The 19,609-nt window shown below is 69.9% G+C and carries 21 protein-coding genes and 1 pseudogene; 15 read left to right on the top strand and 7 right to left on the bottom strand.

The annotated features are described in order from the left end of the window. Nucleotides 1-41 precede the first annotated feature (41 nt). The 3 genes from AB0G15_RS32890 to AB0G15_RS32880 all read right to left on the bottom strand — a co-directional run bounded on the left by AB0G15_RS32890 (nucleotide 42) and on the right by AB0G15_RS32880 (nucleotide 2,288). On the bottom strand, nucleotides 42-863 hold the full coding sequence (locus tag AB0G15_RS32890) for an alpha/beta hydrolase (protein WP_362847304.1): 822 nt from the start codon (nucleotides 861-863) through the stop codon (nucleotides 42-44). Between the two features lie 19 nt (nucleotides 864-882). Beyond that, on the bottom strand, nucleotides 883-1,452 hold the full coding sequence (locus AB0G15_RS32885; protein WP_362847301.1) for a DJ-1/PfpI family protein: 570 nt from the start codon (nucleotides 1,450-1,452) through the stop codon (nucleotides 883-885). 92 nt (nucleotides 1,453-1,544) lie between these two features. Continuing rightward, complete coding sequence (locus AB0G15_RS32880; RefSeq protein WP_362847299.1) at nucleotides 1,545-2,288, bottom strand: GntR family transcriptional regulator; 744 nt, start codon at nucleotides 2,286-2,288, stop codon at nucleotides 1,545-1,547. 447 nt (nucleotides 2,289-2,735) lie between these two features. Here AB0G15_RS32880 and AB0G15_RS32875 point away from each other — a divergent pair, with 447 nt between their 5' ends. The 8 genes from AB0G15_RS32875 (at nucleotide 2,736) to AB0G15_RS32840 (ending at nucleotide 11,395) form a co-directional block, all read left to right on the top strand. Next, the gene (locus tag AB0G15_RS32875; RefSeq protein ID WP_362847296.1) at nucleotides 2,736-4,100 is read left to right on the top strand and encodes an extracellular solute-binding protein; all 1,365 of its coding nucleotides are present in this window, start codon (nucleotides 2,736-2,738) and stop codon (nucleotides 4,098-4,100) included. Next, nucleotides 4,097-5,047 (top strand): sugar ABC transporter permease, encoded by a 951-nt coding sequence (locus tag AB0G15_RS32870; protein WP_362847293.1) that lies wholly within the window; start codon nucleotides 4,097-4,099, stop codon nucleotides 5,045-5,047. The genes AB0G15_RS32875 and AB0G15_RS32870 overlap by 4 nt, the downstream gene beginning before the upstream one ends. Beyond that, nucleotides 5,047-5,958 carry a carbohydrate ABC transporter permease gene (locus tag AB0G15_RS32865; RefSeq protein WP_362847290.1) on the top strand — a complete coding sequence of 304 codons (912 nt, stop codon included), beginning with the start codon at nucleotides 5,047-5,049 and terminating at the stop codon, nucleotides 5,956-5,958. Before AB0G15_RS32870 ends, AB0G15_RS32865 begins: the two co-directional genes overlap by 1 nt. Continuing rightward, nucleotides 5,958-7,025 (top strand): ATP-binding cassette domain-containing protein, encoded by a 1,068-nt coding sequence (locus AB0G15_RS32860; RefSeq protein WP_362847287.1) that lies wholly within the window; start codon nucleotides 5,958-5,960, stop codon nucleotides 7,023-7,025. The genes AB0G15_RS32865 and AB0G15_RS32860 overlap by 1 nt, the downstream gene beginning before the upstream one ends. Beyond that, a complete protein-coding gene (locus AB0G15_RS32855) occupies nucleotides 7,025-8,101 on the top strand; it encodes an ABC transporter ATP-binding protein (RefSeq protein WP_362847284.1) in 1,077 nt (358 codons plus the stop codon). Before AB0G15_RS32860 ends, AB0G15_RS32855 begins: the two co-directional genes overlap by 1 nt. A gap of 286 nt (nucleotides 8,102-8,387) precedes the next feature. After that, nucleotides 8,388-9,848 carry an NAD-dependent succinate-semialdehyde dehydrogenase gene (locus AB0G15_RS32850; protein ID WP_362847280.1) on the top strand — a complete coding sequence of 487 codons (1,461 nt, stop codon included), beginning with the start codon at nucleotides 8,388-8,390 and terminating at the stop codon, nucleotides 9,846-9,848. Continuing rightward, on the top strand, nucleotides 9,845-10,105 hold the full coding sequence (locus tag AB0G15_RS32845; RefSeq protein WP_362847278.1) for a hypothetical protein: 261 nt from the start codon (nucleotides 9,845-9,847) through the stop codon (nucleotides 10,103-10,105). The genes AB0G15_RS32850 and AB0G15_RS32845 overlap by 4 nt, the downstream gene beginning before the upstream one ends. A gap of 51 nt (nucleotides 10,106-10,156) precedes the next feature. Further along, on the top strand, nucleotides 10,157-11,395 hold the full coding sequence (locus AB0G15_RS32840; protein WP_362847275.1) for an iron-containing alcohol dehydrogenase: 1,239 nt from the start codon (nucleotides 10,157-10,159) through the stop codon (nucleotides 11,393-11,395). An 8-nt stretch (nucleotides 11,396-11,403) separates the two neighbouring features. Here AB0G15_RS32840 and AB0G15_RS32835 read toward each other — a convergent pair whose 3' ends face one another. Continuing rightward, nucleotides 11,404-11,583 (bottom strand): hypothetical protein, encoded by a 180-nt coding sequence (locus AB0G15_RS32835; RefSeq protein ID WP_362847273.1) that lies wholly within the window; start codon nucleotides 11,581-11,583, stop codon nucleotides 11,404-11,406. 354 nt (nucleotides 11,584-11,937) lie between these two features. On the opposite strand from AB0G15_RS32835, the gene AB0G15_RS32830 reads away from it, so the two are divergent. From AB0G15_RS32830 to AB0G15_RS32815, 4 genes are all read left to right on the top strand, one after another. Further along, the gene (locus AB0G15_RS32830) at nucleotides 11,938-12,336 is read left to right on the top strand and encodes a VOC family protein (RefSeq protein ID WP_362847270.1); all 399 of its coding nucleotides are present in this window, start codon (nucleotides 11,938-11,940) and stop codon (nucleotides 12,334-12,336) included. Between the two features lie 50 nt (nucleotides 12,337-12,386). Next, a complete protein-coding gene (locus AB0G15_RS32825) occupies nucleotides 12,387-12,725 on the top strand; it encodes a YciI family protein (protein ID WP_362847267.1) in 339 nt (112 codons plus the stop codon). Further along, nucleotides 12,722-13,978 (top strand): sigma-70 family RNA polymerase sigma factor, encoded by a 1,257-nt coding sequence (locus AB0G15_RS32820; protein WP_362847263.1) that lies wholly within the window; start codon nucleotides 12,722-12,724, stop codon nucleotides 13,976-13,978. The genes AB0G15_RS32825 and AB0G15_RS32820 overlap by 4 nt, the downstream gene beginning before the upstream one ends. Before the next feature lie 68 nt (nucleotides 13,979-14,046). Beyond that, the gene (locus tag AB0G15_RS32815; RefSeq protein ID WP_362847260.1) at nucleotides 14,047-14,553 is read left to right on the top strand and encodes a hypothetical protein; all 507 of its coding nucleotides are present in this window, start codon (nucleotides 14,047-14,049) and stop codon (nucleotides 14,551-14,553) included. Between the two features lie 182 nt (nucleotides 14,554-14,735). On the opposite strand, the gene AB0G15_RS32810 is transcribed toward AB0G15_RS32815, so the two are convergent. Beyond that, complete coding sequence (locus AB0G15_RS32810) at nucleotides 14,736-15,623, bottom strand: hypothetical protein (protein ID WP_362847257.1); 888 nt, start codon at nucleotides 15,621-15,623, stop codon at nucleotides 14,736-14,738. 80 nt (nucleotides 15,624-15,703) lie between these two features. After that, on the bottom strand, nucleotides 15,704-15,883 hold the full coding sequence (locus AB0G15_RS32805) for a tyrosine-type recombinase/integrase (RefSeq protein WP_362847416.1): 180 nt from the start codon (nucleotides 15,881-15,883) through the stop codon (nucleotides 15,704-15,706). Between the two features lie 308 nt (nucleotides 15,884-16,191). On the opposite strand from AB0G15_RS32805, the gene AB0G15_RS32800 reads away from it, so the two are divergent. From AB0G15_RS32800 to AB0G15_RS32790, 3 genes are all read left to right on the top strand, one after another. Further along, the gene (locus tag AB0G15_RS32800) at nucleotides 16,192-16,683 is read left to right on the top strand and encodes a transcriptional regulator (protein WP_362847254.1); all 492 of its coding nucleotides are present in this window, start codon (nucleotides 16,192-16,194) and stop codon (nucleotides 16,681-16,683) included. A gap of 1 nt (nucleotide 16,684) precedes the next feature. Beyond that, the gene (locus AB0G15_RS32795) at nucleotides 16,685-17,833 is read left to right on the top strand and encodes an FAD-dependent monooxygenase (RefSeq protein ID WP_362847252.1); all 1,149 of its coding nucleotides are present in this window, start codon (nucleotides 16,685-16,687) and stop codon (nucleotides 17,831-17,833) included. 107 nt (nucleotides 17,834-17,940) lie between these two features. Next, a complete protein-coding gene (locus AB0G15_RS32790) occupies nucleotides 17,941-19,179 on the top strand; it encodes a cation:proton antiporter (RefSeq protein WP_362847250.1) in 1,239 nt (412 codons plus the stop codon). Nucleotides 19,180-19,342: 163 nt separating this feature from the next. Here AB0G15_RS32790 and AB0G15_RS32785 read toward each other — a convergent pair. Beyond that, a pseudogene (locus AB0G15_RS32785) lies at nucleotides 19,343-19,609 on the bottom strand (glycosyltransferase); the annotation flags it as partial.

The following is a 19,609-nucleotide window of genomic DNA, read 5'->3' as shown; positions in this document are numbered from 1 at the left end:
GCTGATCCGCTTGAGCACGGGCCGCGGACCTGTCGCAGCGATCAGTGACCTCGTTCCCGGCCGAGGAAGCACGACAGGAGTCGCCCGAAGTCGTGCGGGTGCTCGAGCGCCGGCACGTGCCCGCATCGGCCGAGCACGTGCAGACGGACATCGGCCAGGTGTTCGAGCAGGGGCAGGGCCGCCGTACCGAGCGGGGTGACCCGGTCCTCGGCGCCGTGGACGAGCAGCACGGGCGCGCGGATCCCCGCCAGCGTTTGCGCCGAGAGGGTGAGCTCGTCGGCCCAGCGTGCCCTGGGCGGAGGGAACAACGAGGCGAACGCGGCCGCCCCCGCTCGCATCGCGGCCGCACGGGCGGCGACGGCCGACTCGGTCACGAGCGCTTGGTCGAGGACGAGGCGACTCAACATGTCTCGTGCCCCGACCGGGCCGGCGGGGGCGGCCCAGATCGCGTCGAGCTCGGCGGACAGCGGCGCCCCGGGGGCGCCCATCGTCGAGACCGCCACGACACGGGTGACCTGCTGGGGACGCGCGGCCGCCAGCGCCAGCGCCACGGCACCGCCCATGGAGTGGCCCACCACGGCGTAGTGCTCGGCACCGAGAGCGTCCATCAGGCCCGCGGCCTGCTCCGTCCACAGCCGGAGCCCGCCCCTGGAGCCCGCCGGGACCGGTGTACGGCCGAACCCCGCCTGGTCAGGAGCCACCAGGTGCCAGGACGTGCCCAGCGCCTGTGCGGTCGCCGCCCAGGCGCCGGATCCGGTCGTACCGGGTCCGGAGCCGTGCAGCATCAGCACCGCGGGCCCGGTGCCGCTCTCCAGGACGTGGACGGGGGAGCCGTCGACCGTGACGGTCCGGAGTGCCGTCACCGAGACGGGCCAGGTGTGCTCATGCCGATGCGGAGCCGACGGACTTCGAGAAGAGCTCCATCATCGCCCTGCCGAACTGCGGCATGTCAGGCCACCCCCGGCAGGAGACGAGGTTGCCGTCCACGACGTCGGGAGCGTCGATGACCGTCGCGCCCGCGTTCTCCATGTCACCGGTGATGGGGGGGAAGCACGCCGTCTTCCGACCCTTCAGCAGCCCGTACACGGCCGGCACCTGCGCGCCGTGGCACACCAGCGCGATCGGGAGGTCGCGCGCGAAGAAGTGCTCGGTGATGCGCCTGACGTCGGCGTCGACCCGGATCCACTCGGGGGCGCGTCCCCCGGGGATGATGAGGGCGTCATAGCGCTCGACGTCGACCTCGGCCCAGGGCACGTCGACCGGCAGCTTCCGGCCGTTCTTCTCCACGTAGGCGTCGGAGTTGGGGTCGAACTCGTGGATGACCAGCTGAACGTCACGCATCGTCCGTGACGAGACGTCGACGTCCCAGCCGCCCTCCTGCACGCGGTAGTAGGGATACATGGTGTCGAGCTCCTCGGCGGCGTCGCCGGTCAGGAGCAGTGCTCTGGGCACCTGCTTCTCCTCGCATCTGGGGCGGGTGAAGTGGATCCAATCCGATCCAATCCGATCCGATTGGGTTAGCATTCCTCGGCCCAGACCGCCCGTCAAGCCTTTACCGCCATTCCGTCCGCGCCCTCGGCCTCGTCGAACAATCGCCGGAACCGCTCGCCGGACAGCAGGATGTGCCGACGCATGGCGTAGGCGGCGGCGTCGGGGTCACGCGCGGCGATCGCGGCCAGAACCTCTTCGTGCTCGGCCATGGCCAGGTGGGTGACCTGGGCGTCGTGGAGGAGCCGGAACAGGTGCACGTGCGCGTGCAGGCGGGCGAGCGCTTCGCGGATGACCTGGTTCTCCGCGCTCAGGGCGACGAGATCGTGAAAAGCGGCGTCGCGCAGCCCGAAGGCGCCATAGGCCATGAGCCCGTCGCCCCCCTCCAGCTCCGCCATCTCCTCCAGCATTCGTCGCAGACCGGCCACCTGCTTCGAGGATGCGCGTTCGGCGGATCTGCGCGCCGCCGCCGGCTCGAGGAGCAGGCGGATCTCAAGCATGTCCTCGAATCGGTCACGGGTGATCTGGGGGGGAATGCGATAGCCGGCATGGGGCACACGCACGACCAGGCCCTCGGCCTCCATGCGGTTCAGGGCGTCTCGGATCGGCGTCTGCGAGACCCCCAGCTCTCGCGCCAGGACGTCGATCGTGACGCGGGAGCCAGGCTCGATCCGTAGCGACATCAGCTGTCCGAGCAGCGTGTCGTACACCTCGTCGGCAAGCCGGCCGCGAGATCTTCCCGGCGGTGTTCCGCCCGTCATGGCCCCACGGCGCCGCACGATCATCACTTCGTCGTCCATCGTGACGTGAGGTCCTTTCTTGCGTCTTCGGGAACCTATTGACATCGGTCGCAACGCTGCGGGATGTTGAGGCTCCCACCCGGATCGTATAGGAAAGGTGACGGATGCCAGCCATCCTTCACCCATCGGGGAACCGCCCGCCATCGCTCCGCTTCGATCAGTTGGAGCTCTCATGAGCATGCTCGACGTCCTACTCGGTTCGCCACCGGGCCGCACAGGGACCGAGGGACTTCTCGACCGCCTGAAGCCCCATCACGTCGCGGCGTACTCGTGACGCCGGTCCGCGGGTCAGCCCCTGCGACAGCCGGCAACACGCCTGAACCCAGCAGCCGCTCGGCGAAGCAGGCAGCCAGGCTCCAGAAGCCCTCCCCCCAGAAAGCAGGCAAGAAGATGCGGCATCCCAAGCGAATAGGACGACTGGCCGTTCCCGGTCGAAAGGTGCGGCTGGTGACGGCGGCCATGTTGGCGGCCACGACCGTGGCGGCTTGCGGCGGCGGCCAGGACGAGGCGAGCGCCCCCAAGGCGCCGGCGACCATCCCGGAGCTCACCAAGGACCCGCTGACCCTCAGCTTCATCTGGTTCGACTGGCCCCCCGCCCACGCGCTGGAGGACTTCGCGAACGCGGAGTACACCAAGGAGCGGTCGAACGTGACCATCAAGGTCAACACCGTGCCGAACGCGAACTGGCACGACGCGATGTTCACCCAGTTCGCGGCGCACAAGACCGACTTCGACATCCCGATCCTGGACTCGCAGCACATCGGCGAGGCCGTGACGAACGGCAACATCCTCGACCTCACCGACTTCGTCAAGAAGAACATCGACGTCAAGGCCTACAACCCGTACCTCCTGGCGGCCTACGGCCAGTACCCCCAGGCGGAGACCGGCAAGCGCGACGAGAACGCCAGCCTGTACGGGCTGCCGCTGCTCGGCGACACCTGGACGATGATCTACCGCAAGGACCTGATCGGCGACAAGCCGCCGCAGACATGGGACGAGATGATCTCGGTCGCCGAGAAGTGCCAGACGGACAACCCCGGCGTCAGCGGGCTGGCCTTCCACCAGGCCAACGGCTCCGACGCCGCGGCCGTGACCTACAACACGGTCAACGGCGTCTACGGCGGCAACCTCTGGGACCCCAAGACGCGCAAGATCGACGGCGTCATCAACGACACCGCGGGCCAGGAGGCGATGGACGTCCTGGTCAACAAGATGAAGCCGCTGACCGCCAAGGGCTCCGGCAACTGGTTCATCGACGAGGTGAACGCGGCGGTCGCCCAGGGCAAGGCGTGCATCGCGTTCAACTGGATCGCCGCGAGCGGCGGCCTGCTCGACCCCAAGCAGTCGACGCTCGGCACCACGCGGGAGGAGATTCTCGACAAGCTGGGTTTCGCCACCCTGCCGAGCCAGAAGACGAACCTGGTGCCTCTCGGCGGGATGGGGATGCACGTGTCGGCCTACTCCCCCGAGGCGAACCAGGCGGAGGCACTGAACTTCATGAAGTGGTTCGAGCAGGCCGACATCCAGAAGAAGTGGGCCGCGGCCGGTGGCGTGCCATCGCGTACGGACGCCCTGGCGTCGCCCGAGTTCCTCAATGCCGGGCCGTTCAACCAGGTGTACGCCGACTCGGTTTCGCGGATGCGGGACATGTGGAACGTCCCTGAGTACGCGCGCCTCGTCGACATCGAGAACACCAACGTGAACGCGGCTCTCAACGGTGCGAAGACGCCGAAGGACGCGCTCAACGACATCGCCAAGGAGCAGCAGGGCGTGCTCGACTCCGGCAGCCGCAAGGGCGGCGGCGGACTGTGAGTGACCCCGTCCCTCTGACGACCGACCGTCCCGGGCAGGTGGCGTCCGCGACGCCGCCCGCACCGGGCCGGTCCCGCCGGTTGAGCGACCGCTGGCTCAGCGTGGCCTTCATCTCCCCCGCGCTGCTGCTGTTGCTCGCCATGTCGGTGTTCCCGTTGCTGTGGGCGTTGTACCTGTCTTTCACCGACTACTCGGCCACCCGCGGAGGGTCGGCCAATTTCGTCTGGTTCGAGAACTACACCGCCATCCTGACGTCGGCGCAGGTCCACCTGAGGGCCTTCACGACGTTGATCTACGTGGTCGGCGCGGTCGCCCTGCAGACCGTGCTCGGTTTCACCATCGCCTACCTGATCTCACGGCGCACGCACGGGCGAGGACTGCTGACCACTCTGTTCCTGGTTCCGATGATGCTGTCGCAGGTCGTGGTCGGGCTGTTCTGGAAATTCATGCTCGACGCGCAGTTCGGCGTGATCAACAGCATGCTCGGCTCGCTCGGCCTGGGGCAGGTGGAGTGGCTCACCCGGCAGCGGACGGCACTGATCTCCCTGATCGTGGTCGACACCTGGCAATGGACGCCGTTCATCATGCTCATCGCACTCGCGGGCCTTACCGCGGTCCCCAAGTACCTGTACGAGGCCGCCTCGATCGACCGGGCGTCCGAGTGGTTCCGGTTCCGCACCATCACTCTTCCGCTGGTGTGGCCGCTGCTCCTCATCGCCGTGTTGTTCAGGGCCATCGAGGCCTTCCGGCTGTTCGACCTCGTCTACATCCTCACCAGCGGAGGTCCGGGGGTCTCCACCGAGACGTTGTCGTTCCACGTCTACAAGGTCGCGTTCCTGGGCTTCAACACCGGAACCGCCTCGGCGTACGGAATCCTCATGGTCCTCGTCGTCATCGTCCTCACGCAGCTCTACCTGCGCTACTTGAACAAGCTCAAGGAGGACTGATGGCCGTCTCCGTCGACGAGGCCGTGTCCGCGGGCCCTGTCCGGGATCACACGCCCCCCGCGCGCCGCTTCGGCGGCCGGGGCCGCGCCGTGCTGGAGGTCGCGCTGCTGACCGTGCTGGCCGTCGTGATGCTCTTTCCGGTGCTGTGGATGATCGAGACGTCCATCAAGGAGAACCGGGACGTCTACGCCATCCCGGCCAAGTTCTTCGACTTCACGGTCACTCTGGACCATTACAAGGACGTGTTCGTCGCCTCCGGCGGCGGTCGTTCGACCTTGTCCGTCGCGTTCCTCAACTCCGTCGTGGTCGCCGGGGTCTCCACGGCGCTGGCCACCGTACTGGGGGTCCCGGCGGCCTGGGCCTACTCACGCTTCGCCGTGAAGGCCAAGAAGGACCAGCTGTTCTTCATCCTGTCCACCCGCTTCATGCCGCCCGTGGTGGTCGTGATCCCGATCTTCCTCATGTACCGCCAACTCGGGCTCATCGACACCAAGCTCGGCCTGATCCTCATCTACACCGCGTTCAACGTCCCGTTCACGATCTGGATGATGAAGGGGTTCGTCGACGAGGTGCCCGCGGAGTACGAGGATGCCGCCATGCTCGACGGCTACACCCGCTTGCAGGCGTTCTGGAAATTCACCCTTCCCCTGCTCCTGCCCGGGATCGCCGCGACGGCGGTCTTCGCCCTCATCTTCTCGTGGAACGAGTTCGTGTTCGCCATCTTCCTCACCTCCAGCGACACCGTGCGGACGGCCCCGCCCGCCATCGCCGGCCTCATCGGCGGAACCACTGTGGACTGGGGTCTCGTGGCCGCCGCCTCCGTGGTGTTCGCCCTGCCGGTGCTCGTCTTCGCCTACCTGGTGCGCAAGCACCTCGTCGCCGGTGTGACGCTCGGGGCGGTGCGACGCTGATGGCGGGCATCGAGGTGACCGCCCTGCACAAGCGCTACCCGGACGGGACGGTGGCGGTCGAGCACGTGGACCTGTCCATCGGCGACGGCGAGCTGTTCGTGATGCTCGGCCCTTCGGGGTGCGGCAAGACGACCACGCTGCGAGCCGTAGCCGGACTGGAGAGGCAGACGACGGGCGACATCCGCATCGGCGACACGCTGGTCAACGACCTGCCGCCCGCCGAGCGCGACATCGCCATGGTGTTCCAGTTCTACGCTCTCTACCCGCATCTGAGAACCCGCGACAACCTGGCGTTCCCCCTGCGGGCCGAGGGACTGCCCAAGCCGGAGGTGCAGGAGCGGGTCGAGGAAGCCGCCCGGCTGATGCGGCTCGGTCCGCTCCTGGACCGGCGACCGCACCGGCTGTCCGGCGGGGAACAGCAGCGCGTCGCGCTCGCTCGCGCCCTGGTGCGACGACCGCGCGCATTCCTCATGGACGAACCTCTCACCAACCTGGACGCGGAACTGCGGGCGGACATGCGCACGGAGATCAAGCACCTGCAGGGAGAGCTGGGGACGACGATGGTCTACGTCACCCACGACCAGGTCGAGGCGATGTCGCTCGGTCACAGGATCGCCATCCTCAACAAGGGCCGCGTCGAGCAGATCGGCACGCCGCTGGAGGTCTACGACCGTCCGGCCAGTCTTTTCTGCGCCGCGTTCATCGGCTCCCCGCCGATGAACCTGATCGAGGTCGAGGTGGCCGACGGGAAGCTGCGCAGTCAGGGCGGGCTGGTCCTCACGCCACCGCCGGGCCTGCCGCGCGACCGTTCCCTGGTCGCGGGCGTCCGGCCGGAGGCGCTGGAAGTCACGGAACCAGGGGCGGAAGGTTCGGTCCCGGCCCGCGTGGTCTCGGCGGAGTGGCTGGGCGACGAAATGATCTACGTGGTCGACCACGGCGGCCAGCGCGACGTACGGGTTCGGATGCCACCGACTGTCCGTTTCGCCGCTGACGCACCGGTCGGGCTGCGGCACACCGGCGGGCCCCCGCCGGTCTACGACGTGAGCACGGAAGAGCTGGTGGCCTGATGGGAACCGTGGCAGTCCACGGGCTGTGCAAGTCCTTCGGTAAAGTCCAGGCTCTGGACGGGGTGACGCTGGACGTGCCGGACGGCTCGTTCTTCGTCGTGCTCGGGCCCTCCGGGGCGGGCAAGACGACGACCCTGCGAGCGATCGCCGGCCTTGAGAAGCTCGACGCCGGGTCGGTGCATCTGGACGGGAGGGACGCGACCGGTGACACCCCGGCCGCACGCGACCTGGCCATGGTCTTCCAGAGCTACGCCCTCTACCCGCGACACACGGTGTACGAGAACATCGCCTCGCCGCTGCGGGCACGCCGCTGTTCTTCGAGCGAGGTCGCCGCCGCCGTCGAGCGGATGTCGAGCCTGCTGCACATCGAACGTCTGCTGCAGCGTCGTCCCGCTCAGTTGTCGGGCGGTGAGATGCAGCGTGTCGCCCTGGCCCGGGCGCTGGTCCGCAGCCCGCGCGCGTTTCTCATGGACGAGCCGCTGACGAACCTCGACCTCAAGCTCCGCGTCGAGATGCGCACCGAACTCACCCGCATCCACCGGAGCCTCGGGGCGACCTTCGTCTACGTGACCAACGACCAGGTCGAGGCCCTGTCCATGGCCGACCAGGTCGCGGTCCTCAAGGAGGGGAAGGTGCAACAGGTCGGAACGCCGGCCGAGGTGTACGAGCGGCCGGCCAACCAGTGGGTCGCGGGCTTCGTCGGGAGCCCGCCGATCAGCCTGCTCGCCTGCCACGCCGAAGGAGATCGCCTGGTCGGGGCGGAAGGCTGGACACTGCCGCGGCCTCACTGGACCACGGCTGAGGACGGTCGGCCGCTGCTGCTGGGCCTGCGCGCGGAGGACCTGTCCGTCGAGCAGCGTGGGAACGCGTCGTTGTCGGGTGAGCTCTACGGCCTTGAGCCGCTCGGTGACCGAACGGTGGTCGACGTCCAGGTGGGGACGGAGATCCTCAAGGTCAAGGCGCGGCCCACCGTCACCGGTACGCCGGGCGAGCGGCTGCATGTCACGGTCAACCTGGACCGTGCGCACCTGTTCGACGCGGGCACCGGGCTGGCGCTGTCCGAGGCCGGGAGGTAACCGGCGCAGGGCGGCGACGTCACCATGCGCCCGCACGTGGCGATCGAGCCTCGGCGGACCGTCACCGGTGAGCACGGCCTGACGACGCCGAAGCGGCCATGGCCCGAGAGGGCGATCGGTGGCGCGGGGCGTCGCCCTGCGGCCAGGGCCCCAGGGCCAACGGCCACGTTCGGCCCGCTCGGCGACCTCGGCCCCGGCGAGGCCGTGTGACCCGTTCGTCAACGCGCGTGGCGCGATCGCCGAGGTCACGCCGGACATCACCAAGAACATCACAGGAGGCGACGCGATGAGTGACCCGATGAACGTCCTGGCCCCCGAGCACCGGCGGCTCCGGATCGGCGACGCCTGGCGCGACGCCGCCGGCGGAGCCACCTTTGCCGTCGAGGACCCGGCCACCGGCAAGACCATCGCCGAGGTGGCGGACGCCGACGTCGTCGACGGGCTCGCCGCTCTGGACGTGGCGAGCAAGGCGATGGCGGAGTGGGCGGCGACCCCGCCGCGAAAACGGTCGGAGTTGTTGACCGCGACGTACCGGGCACTGACCGAGCGATCCGAGGAGGTCGCCCGGCTGATAACGCTCGAGATGGGCAAGCCGCTCGCCGAGGCTCGGGGAGAGGTGGCCTACGGCGCCGAGTTCTTCCGGTGGTTCGCCGAGGAGGCGGTGCGCGTCGAGGGGCGCTACAACACCGCTCCCGCCGGTGGATATCGCGTCCTCACCGTGCCGAAGCCGGTCGGACCGTGCGTCTTCGTGACGCCCTGGAACTTCCCGTTGGCCATGGGTGCCCGAAAGATCGCTCCTGCGCTTGCGGCGGGCTGCACGACGATCACCAAGCCGGCGGCCCAGACGCCACTCACCATGCTGTTCCTGGCCCGCATCATGGAGGAGGTCGGCGTTCCCCCGGGCGTCGTCAACGTCGTGACGACCAAGCGTGCCGGCGAGGTGGTCTCAGCACTGCTCGCCGACCGTCGGACCCGCAAGCTTTCGTTCACCGGGTCGACCGAGGTCGGGCGCGTGCTGCTACGACAGGCGGCGGACAACGTGCTGCGCACCTCCATGGAACTGGGCGGCAACGCGGCCTTGATCGTGTGTGCCGACGCGGACCTGGACGTCGCGCTCGACGGTGCCATGGTGGCCAAGATGCGCAACCTCGGGGAGTCCTGCATCGCGGCCAACCGAATCTACGTCGAGGAGCCGGTGCGCGAGGAGTTCACGGCGCGCTTCGCCGAGCGGATGGGCGCGCTCTCGGTGGGCCATGGTCTCGACGACGGCGTGGACGTCGGGGCGTTGATCGACGAGGCCTCGGTCACCAGGATCGACGAGCTCGTCGCCGACGCGGTCGGTCGCGGCGCCCGTGTCCTGGTGGGCGGCGAGCGTCCGGATGGGCCGGGCCACTTCTACCCGCCCACGGTCCTCGTCGACGTGCCCGAAGACGCACGGATGCTGGAGGCGGAGATCTTCGGCCCGGTGGCGCCGATCATCTCGTTCACGTCCGACGACGAGGTGATGGCGAAGGCCAACGACACCGAGCACGGCCTGGTCGGATACGTCTTCACCCGTGACCTCCAGCGGGCGCTCCGGTTCACCGAGGGGCTGGAGACGGGGATGGTCGGCGTCAACCGTGGTCTGATCTCGGACCCGTCGGCTCCGTTCGGAGGCGTGAAGCAGTCCGGGATCGGCAAGGAGGGGTCGCACGAGGGCATCCTTGAGTACCTCGACGTCACCTACGCGGCGATCGACCTACCGTGACCGGCCCGCCGCTCCGGGTGCCCGCCGAGGATCACCGCGCCCTGTGCACACATGACCTGACCGGCCTCCACCCGTGGGGCCGGACCCGGGCCATGGTCCGCGGGACCCTCGACCCGGCTGACCCGCCCACCAGGGGCGACGTCCTCATCGCGATGGGCCCGAGGGCGCCCGGGCACGACCGGGTCTGGGAGCCCGGCGCGCGCGCCCGCGCCACCCGGCAGCCAACCTCGCCGACGCCGTCCCGGTCTCGCAGGTGACCTGGACGTCCGCCCAGCAAATCACCGCCGACGTTCCAGAGAGGCACTGACATGCTTGAGACCGTCCGCGGACCACGCCAGCTGATAGTGGGCGAAGGGGTCGCGCAGAACATCCCACGAGTGGTGGCCGAGTGTGGCTCGCGAGTCCTCATCGTGACCGACCGGGTTCTTCTGGGGCAGCCGGGCGTGGCCGAGATCGTGGCCGCCGTGCGGGAGAAGGCCGAAGTCGTCGGGGTGTTCGCCGACGCGACTCCGGACGTGCCACTCGCCGATGTCGCCCTGGCCGTCTCGGTCGCCGCAGAGGTGGACGCCGACGTAATCCTCGCCATCGGGGGTGGCACGGTGATCGACCTCGCCAAAATCGTCGGCGTCATCCGGTGCCACGGTGGGACACCGCGCGACTTCTACGGCGAGTCGAAGGTGCCGGGGCCGACGCTTCCTCTCGTCGCGGTCCCGACGACGTCAGGCACCGGCTCCGAGCTCACGCCCGTCTCGGTGCTGACCGACCCGGACCGCGAGCTGAAGGTGGGGGTCTCCAGCGTCCACATCGTGCCCGACTTCGCCATCGTCGACCCCGAGCTCACCTACACCTGTCCTGCGACCGTCACTGCCCACTCCGGCATCGACGCGTTTTGTCACGCGGTGGAGAGCTACACCGCGCGACCCCGGGCCCACGGACCGCGCGACCCGGTGGAGCAGGTCTTCCTCGGCCGCAACCCGATCACCGATCACTACGCGCTCCTGGCCGCGGAGCGGATCGCCCGCAGCTTGCCCCGTGTCGTCAGGGACGGAGGCGACAAGGACGCGCGCGCGGACATGTCCTATGGGTCCATGCTGGCCGGGCTCGCATTTTCCCACGCGGGCAACGCGGCTCCGCACGCCCTCCAGTACCCCATCGGCGCCGCCACCCACACGCCGCACGGCCTGGGCGTCGGGCTGCTGCTGCCCTACGCGCTGGACGCGGCCAGGGACGCCATCGGCGACCGGTTGGCCATCCTCGCCAGGGTGTGCGGGCTCGACGTGGCCGACGCCTCGGACGCCGAGGCCGCAGATACGTTCCTCACCTGGCTCGACGGGCTCCTTGCCGACATCGGCATCCCTGCCACCTTGGCGGACATCGGCGTGGCACGCGCCGACCTCCCCCGCTTCGCGGAGATGGCCGGTGGCGTCACCCGCTTGATCCAGAACCATCCAGGCCCGACCGACACCGCCAGCCTGACCGCGATTCTCGAAGCGGCCTGGATCGGGGACCGGACCCGACACGTCCTGACCCCGGAGCAGAGACAGTGACGGGCCTTTCACATGACGACGTTGGTGACCAGGGTCAGGCACCACGCCTGTTCCCTCCGCTGTTCCAGATGGCGGCCGCGGGCGGTGCCCTCGTGGTTGCGTCCCTTCCACGACGGCACTGGACCAGCCTGCCTGAGGCTGGTCCAGGTGGTTTGCCGGAGCGCGGCCAGGTCGTCGGGTACGGGCATGGGCGGGGTGAGGCTCACGTGGGCACGGCCGGTGTTGCCTTCGAGACAGCGGCTCAAACAGAGCCGGGGGCGGCGACGATGGTGCCAATGTCCTGGGCGGCTCGGGTCGATCGGCGACCGCACGCAGCCGCGTTCGCCGCCGTCTCATACGATCGGAACGGCCTGAGCGTCGGCCATCGAGGCCGGTCTACGGCCCTCTTCGATCTGCATCATCGGCGTGGTTGAGAAAGTCCGCGTCGGGAGATGTCGTATCGGGGATTGCCCCGCTCGTCATGCTGGTAAAGGGCTTGAGCCCGGTGGTCGCCAGAGCGGCGGCCGGACTTGGGCCGTAACCGGGAAGACGGGAACACGCTCATGAATCCGACGCTCAACAGCATCGATATCGTGGTGTCCGATCTGCAGGCTTCGATCGCCTTCTACGCCCGCCTCGGGCTGGAGTTCAAGATCGACGAGTATTCGCCCGAGCACGCCGGCTGCGACCTGCCCGGCGGGCTGCACGTGATGCTCGACACCGAAGGTTTTCGCACCCCGTTCCTGCCTGGCTGGGTCAGGCCGTCCGGCGGCCCGCGTACCCTGCTGTGTTTCGAGTTCGAGGACCCGGCGGGAGTGGACGCCAAGTACGCCGAGCTCGTCCAGGCCGGCTACCGCGGGATCGCTGAGCCGTTCGACGCGTTCTGGGGGATGCGGTACGCGACGGTGGCCGACCCGGACGGGGGCGGCGTCGACCTGTACGCCGCTCTGCCCGCGAGCTGAGCGCGGGGACGTCGATAGAGACCGCTACGGCAAAGGGGAGGGTGCAGGACATGAAGTACGTGCTGATGTTCATCGAGACCGAGCGGTTCGCCCAGCAGGTGGAGGCGATGGGCGAGCTGGAGCAGCGCCAGGCCTATGAGGCGGTGGGCCGGTGGTTCGCCGACAACGCCGAGGTGATCACCCACCACACGCATCTGGCGCCGGGACACACCGCCACCACGTTGCGCCTGGACAGCGGTGAGCCGGTGGTGACCGACGGTCCGTTCGTGGAGGGCAAGGAGGTGGTGAGCGGGTTCGCCGAGATCGAGGTGGCCGATCTGGATGAGGCGTTGAAGGTGGCCCGCTCGTGGCCGGCGTGCCCGATCGTGGAGATCCGCCCCGCCTCATGACCTCCCCGTCAGATTCGCCTGCGGCCCGGTATCCGCTCGCCGACGCCGAAAGTCTCGACGGCGACAGCGCACGGGTACTGGCCCGAGTGGTGCGTGAGCACGCGGGCCGGTTGGCGGCGAGTCTGATCTCGCTGCTGGGCGACTTCTCCGCCGCCGAGGATCTGGTGCAGGACGCGGTGGAGACGGCGTTGCGCCGCTGGCCGGTGGAAGGGGTTCCCGAGCGGCCGCAGGCGTGGCTGTACACGGTCGCACGCCGGCGGGGGCTGGATGTGCTGCGGCGCGAATCGAACTACCGGGCCAAACTGACCCAGCTGCGCTGGCAGGAGCCGGAGGCGGCCGATGAGCGGCTGCGGCTGATCTTCACCTGCTGCCATCCGGCGCTGGCTCCGGCGGCGCGGATCGCGCTGACGCTGCGGGTGGTATGCGGGTTGTCGACGGCGCAGATCGCCGCGGCGTTCATGGTGGGCGAGGCGACGGTCGCTCAGCGCATCACCCGGGCGAAGAAGAAGATCGGCCAGGCGAACATCCCCTACCGCATCCCCGCGACCGAGGAACTGCCCGAGCGGCTGGCCTCGGTGCTGGCGGTCATCTACCTACTGTTCAACGAGGGCTACCTGTCCAGCACGCCCGAGCGTGCCCAAGCACGTGATCTGGTCGAGGACGCCGAATGGCTGGCCGCGCTGCTGGCCAATCTGGTGCCGGGGGAGCCGGAGGTGGCCGGGCTGCTGGCGTTGATCCGGCTGCACCGGGCCCGCGGCGCGGCTCGTTTCGACGGATGCGGCCGGCTGGTGCTGCTGGCCGATCAGGATCGCTCCCGCTGGGACCACCAGGCGATCGAGCAGGCGACCGCGTTGCTGACGCGGGCGGCGCGGGCGCACCGGCGGCCGGGCCCCTACCAGCTGCAGGCGGCGATCGCGGCCTGTCACGCGGAGGCGACCTGCTTCGAGCAGACCGACTGGGCGCAGATCCTGGTCCTTTACGACATGCTGGCGCACCTGGCCCCTTCCCCGGTCACCCGGCTGCACCGGGCGATCGCCGTGCGCCGCGTGCACGGGGCTGCGGCGGCGCTGGCCCAGGTCGACGCGCTGGAGGGTGACCTGGCCTCCTACGGGTTGTGGCATGCCACCCGCGCCGAACTGCTGCGCGAGCTGGGCGAGGCCGAGCAGGCACATGGATGTGATCAGCGGGCACTGGAACTGACCGTCAACCCCGCCCAGCAGGCGCTGCTGGCCGAGCGGCTCACCTGGAGCTGAACCCCCACGGCGACGCGGCCACCGGTCCAGGCCAGGGCGCCGCCCGCCTCGGCCACTAACATCGACGCATGCCGAACTCCTGCTCTGCGAAGAACCCGGTGACAGGTCGAGGCCGGGTGGCGGCAGGTGCCGCCCTCACTGTCCTGGCCGGCGCGTGCGGCACCGCGAACCCGCCCGTCCCGGCGCCGAGCGTGCTGGCGGCCTGCGACGACAGCGTCCACCCGGCGCGCGACCTGCCGCGGGCACTCCGGGACGACGGCATCACCCAGGCCGTTGGCGCGTCCGACATCTGGTTCGTGGCGCCGGACGAGCCCGCCTGGGGTGCTTCAGCGCAGTCGCTCGGTGCGGGCAAGGGCTTTTACCTCAAGCGTCCGCTGTGGACCTCCAGCGCGAAGCTCCCGACGCTCACCGTGACGGCGATAGGGTCGCAGGCCACCGGAAAGGCGAGCCTCACCCCCACCTCCGAAGGGCTGCCGGGACCGCTGCCGATGGGTATCGAGTTCTCCTCCCGCGGCTGCTGGAAGATCACCGCCACGGCCGAAAAGGGCCAGGCCGAGATCACCGTCAAGATCTGACCCACCCCCCTGAACGCCGACCTGCCTGTCGCAGTGGAGGCGCAGGCGGTGTTCGCATTGGCGATGGTGGCCAGGAAGGTTTCGGTGGCTGCGCCGAGACGGCGCGCACTGTCAGCTGGGCCGCCAGGGGGCGCCCGGCTCTGTGGGGCGGGCGCCCTCGACGGGTTCCGGCTGCTGTTCCGCTACGCCGCCCGCAAGCCCGACTTCCGCGAGCTGATCGACTCCATCACCGCCGCCTCCCACGAGGTCGGCCGCCGTAACCTGGCGCGCGTCATCCCGGAGGGGCCGTGGCTGGACTGGGCCGCCAGCTGCACGGGGCGGACATCGACACGGCTTGCGCACACGATGCGAAGGCCAGGGAGGGCAAGCAGGTGCGGCGGGTGGCTTTCGCGCTGGAGGTACACCTCGATCGGCTCGGACGCCGGCTGGGGCAGGCGCGGCCGGGTCACGTCGATGACCAGATACTGGTCGCCATCTTGCGCTGCTGCAACCGCCGAGCGGAGGTTCAGCCTGCCAAAGGTGTGTCTGACGAGGTCGGCCAGAGGGCCGAGCTCGGCGCCGTCAGCGGCGAACAGGACATGGTCGGGGGTGAGCTCGCTGGTGTGCGGTTGGCCGTCGAGCTCGACCGTGCCGTGCAGGGCCACCAGCCGGTCGTGGGTGACGTCGCGGAACTCCACCTGCGGGTGCCTTAGCCGGGCCAGAGGGCCGTCGTCGGCGATCGGCTGGCCCGGGGTGACGGTCTCAATGCCGTAGTGCCTGGCCTTGACGACCGCAGCCTTGCTGAATCCCGATGCCGAGACCAGCACCAGCCGGTCGGTGGGCAGGTCGTCATGCTTGGCGCGCATCTCCTCCACCCAGGACACGGCGTCCTTCCTGGACCGTCCGCGGCACTCGATGCCGATCACCATCGGGTGGCCGGCCATGTGGCCGGCGACCGCGACGTCGACTTCGCGCAGCTGGCCGGTGACGCGATCGCGCAGCTGCGCTGATTCGGTGACGGTGGCGTCCGCCGCGAGGTTCTTCTTGATGAAGTAGACGACTGCCTGGAAGTCATTGGACCGTGCGGGCATGCGGACACGGTAGCGGTGGGGCCCGACGTTTCCGCTCGGCCCGGTGCGCGCGGCCGCCCGGCTGAGGATGGCCGCCGCGATCAGTGCCGGCGGTGAGGCGGGGCGAGGTGCTCGGTGACGGCGGCGATGGCTTCGGCGCCGGGTTTGACGTAGCGCATGGCGGTGCGGGGGTTCTTGTGCCGGGTCTTGCCCATGATGAGCTGCAGCGGCACCTCGGCCTCGCCGAGGTGGGTGGCGGCGCTGTGCCGGAGCTGGTGCAGGTCGAGTCCGGCGTAGGCGTCGAGCAGAACAGCGGCCGACGGCTCAGCAGGCCGGCAGGCGGGCCGCCGGGCTCCCCGGCGCCTCCCCCGACCGCCTCACGCGGACGCCGCCGCGTCGGCGCGCTCGCTCAGCGCGTCCAGCACCTCGACGTAGCTAGGTACCGAATGCAAGCCCTTCTGACGTAGCGCCAAAATCCGGTCCGATCCTCCCCGAAGGCCGTTCGCCGTCGGCTTGCCCTGTTCTGCTATTTCACAATATTGTGAAATAGCTTTCTAGTTGTGAAGGAGATGGCTGCATGGAGGGCTCGATGGACAGGGCGCGTGAGGCGGATCACCAGGAGGTGCTGGGCTGGGTCGAGCGGGTGGCGATGTTCCTCACCGCCGACGGTCTGCCGCCGGTCGCGGGGCGCGTGCTGGGCTGGCTGATGATCTGTGATCCGCCCGAGCAGTCGGCCGGGCAGATCAGCCAGGCGATCGGGGCCAGCCGCGCGGCCCTGACCACGAACATGCGGGTGCTGCAGGCCATGGGGTTCGTCAGCCGGCGCACCTGGCCCGGCGAGCGCACCGCCTACTACCGGATGCAGGACGGCGCCTGGGAGAAGGTCGTGCGGCGCCAGATCGCGACCCTGACCGCGTTTCGCGAGGTCGCCGGAGATGGCCTGGACTTGATCGGCCCAGGATCGGCGCGGGCGGCGCGGATCCGCGAGGCACATCACATCTTCGACTGGATGGCGAAGGTGTTCGACGACGCACCATCCCCCACCCCCACTCCTGCCCCTGCCCCTGCCGAGGAGAGCTGAGATGAACAAGAGCGCTGTGGTGATCGGCGGCGGTATCGGCGGTCTGGCCGCCGCCATCGGGCTGCGGCGTATCGGCTGGACGGCGACCGTGCTGGAGCGCAGACCCGAACTCGGGGAGATCGGCGCCGGCATGTCCCAGTCGCCCAACGCCCTGCGCGCCCTGGCCGAGCTCGGGGTCGCTGATGCGGCGCGGGCCGCCGGTGTGCCGTTTCACGGCATCTTCAACCTGCGCACCGCCTCCGGTGGCCACATCGTCCGCGCGCTGCCCGGCACCGCCAGCCCGCTGCTCGGTTTTCACCGCGCTGACCTGCACCGGGTGCTCCTGGACGCGCTGCCCGACGGGTGGGTGCACCCCGGCGCGCAGGTGAGCGCTGTGCGGCAGGACGCGGACGAGGTCATCGTCAGCTGCGGCGCCCGGGAGTGGAGGACCGATCTGGTCGTGGCGGCCGACGGGGTGAACAGCACGGTCCGGAGTCTGTTGTGGCCCGAGGCGTCCGGCCCGCGGTTTTGGGGCAACACCATTTGGCGGGGCATCGCCCACGCCGACGGCATCGACGCCGCCATGACCATGGGCCGAGGTCAGTACTTCCTGGCCATGCCGGTCGGAGGTGGCCGGGTGTACTGGGCGCTGGGCGCCCGCGCCGACCGGCCCGCACTGCGCTACGACGACGAGCTCGCCGAAGTGCGCCGCCGCGTCGGGCACTGGCACGACCCGATCCCTCACCTGCTGGAGGCGACGGCGCCTGAGGCGGTCCTGCACCACGACATCACCGACCTGGACTCCCTGAGCGGCTACGTGCGGGGAAGGGTGGTCCTGCTCGGTGACGCCGCCCACGCGATGCACCCGGACATGGCCCAGGGCGCCGCCCAATCGCTGGAGGACGCCGTCGTGCTCGCCGCCGTCCTCGCCGACACCGGCGACGACGTCCCCGCGGCGCTGGCCCGCTACGACGAGCAACGACGCCCCCGCACCCAGACCATCGTCAAACAGGCGCGCGCCAAGGGCCTGGAATCAACCTCGGGCAACGCCGTCGGCTACCATCTGCGAACGACCGCCCTGCGTCTGGTCCCCTCCTCGCGCTGGCCCGCCCTGGCCGCCAAAGCTCTCGCCCCGGTATGGAACTGGAGGCCACCGCGGCTTCCCCGATAGCCGACATATCGGTGCTCGAGCGAAGTTGTTAAGGTATGCGGCGGTGCGCCGGGAAGTCTGGTCGGCAGTTCTTTTTCGCACGTCCCCGACCGGACCGGAGCCCGCCGATGACCCTGCTGCTCGCCTTCTCCGCGCTGTTGCTGCTCGCGGTCCTGATCTCCAGCCTGGCCAACCGGACGATCCTGTCGACCGCGGCACTGTTCCTGCTGGCGGGATTCGTCCTGGGAGAGGGGGTCAGCGGCCTCATCCCGCTGACCCCCGGCGATCCGGTGGTGGCCACGCTGGCCGAGCTGGCGCTGTTCGCGGTGCTGTTCACCGACGGCATGCGGGTGGGCTGGGCCGACCTGCGCAGCGCCTGGCGGCTGCCCGGCCGGGCGCTGGGCTGGGGCCTGCCGCTCACCCTGGTCATCACCGCGCTGGCGGCGCACTACCTCATCGGGCTGGGCTGGATCGAGTCGCTGCTCATCGGAGCGATCCTGGCCCCCACCGACCCGGTGTTCGCCGCCGCGCTGGTCGGCAACGAGCGGGTGCCACCTCGGCTGCGCCAGCTGCTGAACGTGGAATCCGGCGTCAACGACGGCCTGGCCCTGCCGTTCGTCATGGTGTTCCTCGCCGTCGCGGCCGGCTCGGCCGACCTGCACCTGGGCGAGCTGACCCTGGAACTGGGCCTGGGCGTGCTGATCGGCGTCGCGGTGCCGTGGGCGGCCATCATGCTGGAGCGCACCCGCTGGTTCTCGGCCTCCCACCACTACGAGCCGCTCAACGCGGTGGCCATCGGCCTGCTGGTGCTGGCCCTGGGCAAGGCCACTCACGGCAACCTGTTCCTCGCCGCATTCTCCGCCGGGATCACCGTGGCGACCTTCGGCGAGCGCCAGCGCGAGTCTTTCGAGCAGTTCGGCGAGCTCGTCGCCGAGTTGCTCAAGCTGGCCGCTCTGCTGGTCTTCGGCACCCTCATCTCCCCGGCCCTGCTGGCCTCGGTTGGCTGGCAGGGCTGGCTGTTCGCGATCCTGGCCCTGGTACTGGCCCGCCCGCTGGCCATCTGGCTGTCCTTCCTTCGCTCCGGACTCGGCACCCGGGAGGTGGCGGCCGTGATGTGGTTCGGCCCCAAGGGCTTCGCCTCGGTCGTCTACGCCCTGATCGTGCTCAACTCCGCCATCACCGCGGCCGAGCAGGTGTTCACCCTGGTCGCCGTGACCATCGTGGCCTCGATCCTGCTGCACTCCTCCACCGACGTCGTGGTGGCCCGCTGGTTCGACGACGAGCGCGAAACCCCCGCCTGGCACAAGGCCGCCCGCCGGGCCCGCACCCGATTGCGAGGCGGCGGGGAGACCGGTGACCCGGCATAGATAGCGTCGCCCGAGCGTTTTGGCCGGGCTCGGCGGGCGGCGTCGCAGCCGACGTCGCGGTGCTGTCGGCCTCGACCGCCGGTGCCTCCGGCGACCGGACGCGGTCGGCGAGAGGCGCCCCGCCCCGCCGAGGCACACGCCACCGCGGGACGAGGGCGGGTGATCAGGTGAGTGACTCCAAGATGGTGATCGCGGTTTTCGTGCCGTCCTCGCCGCGGACGGCGTGGGCGAGCCGGTCGGCGCGCCGGGCCATGGTCTCCTCTGTGGTGGCCCGGCGGATCGCGGTGGCGAGTCCTCGCGCGGTGAGGTTGCGTTGCGGCAGGGGTGCGGGGGCCACGCCCGCGGCGTGGGCGCGGGCGGCCCAGAAGGGCTGGTCGGCGACGAAGGGGCAGATGACCTGCGGTCGTCCTGCGGCCAGCGCCGCGCCGGT

Origin of the sequence: Streptosporangium sp. NPDC023825 (genome assembly GCF_040639575.1) — a bacterium.
Taxonomy (GTDB): Bacteria; Actinomycetota; Actinomycetes; order Streptosporangiales; family Streptosporangiaceae; genus Streptosporangium.
This window is presented reverse-complemented; position numbering and strand designations above follow the sequence as displayed.

Coding starts and splice junctions, on each gene's coding strand:
- AB0G15_RS32880 (WP_362847299.1), bottom strand. CDS start 2,288: ATGGACGACGAAGTGATGATCGTGCGGCGCCGTGGGGCCATGACGGGC.
- AB0G15_RS32865 (WP_362847290.1), top strand. CDS start 5,047: ATGGCCGTCTCCGTCGACGAGGCCGTGTCCGCGGGCCCTGTCCGGGAT.
- AB0G15_RS32860 (WP_362847287.1), top strand. CDS start 5,958: ATGGCGGGCATCGAGGTGACCGCCCTGCACAAGCGCTACCCGGACGGG.
- AB0G15_RS32855 (WP_362847284.1), top strand. CDS start 7,025: ATGGGAACCGTGGCAGTCCACGGGCTGTGCAAGTCCTTCGGTAAAGTC.
- AB0G15_RS32850 (WP_362847280.1), top strand. CDS start 8,388: ATGAGTGACCCGATGAACGTCCTGGCCCCCGAGCACCGGCGGCTCCGG.
- AB0G15_RS32840 (WP_362847275.1), top strand. CDS start 10,157: ATGCTTGAGACCGTCCGCGGACCACGCCAGCTGATAGTGGGCGAAGGG.
- AB0G15_RS32835 (WP_362847273.1), bottom strand. CDS start 11,583: ATGCCCGTACCCGACGACCTGGCCGCGCTCCGGCAAACCACCTGGACC.
- AB0G15_RS32830 (WP_362847270.1), top strand. CDS start 11,938: ATGAATCCGACGCTCAACAGCATCGATATCGTGGTGTCCGATCTGCAG.
- AB0G15_RS32825 (WP_362847267.1), top strand. CDS start 12,387: ATGAAGTACGTGCTGATGTTCATCGAGACCGAGCGGTTCGCCCAGCAG.
- AB0G15_RS32820 (WP_362847263.1), top strand. CDS start 12,722: ATGACCTCCCCGTCAGATTCGCCTGCGGCCCGGTATCCGCTCGCCGAC.
- AB0G15_RS32815 (WP_362847260.1), top strand. CDS start 14,047: ATGCCGAACTCCTGCTCTGCGAAGAACCCGGTGACAGGTCGAGGCCGG.
- AB0G15_RS32810 (WP_362847257.1), bottom strand. CDS start 15,623: ATGCCCGCACGGTCCAATGACTTCCAGGCAGTCGTCTACTTCATCAAG.
- AB0G15_RS32800 (WP_362847254.1), top strand. CDS start 16,192: ATGGACAGGGCGCGTGAGGCGGATCACCAGGAGGTGCTGGGCTGGGTC.
- AB0G15_RS32795 (WP_362847252.1), top strand. CDS start 16,685: ATGAACAAGAGCGCTGTGGTGATCGGCGGCGGTATCGGCGGTCTGGCC.
- AB0G15_RS32790 (WP_362847250.1), top strand. CDS start 17,941: ATGACCCTGCTGCTCGCCTTCTCCGCGCTGTTGCTGCTCGCGGTCCTG.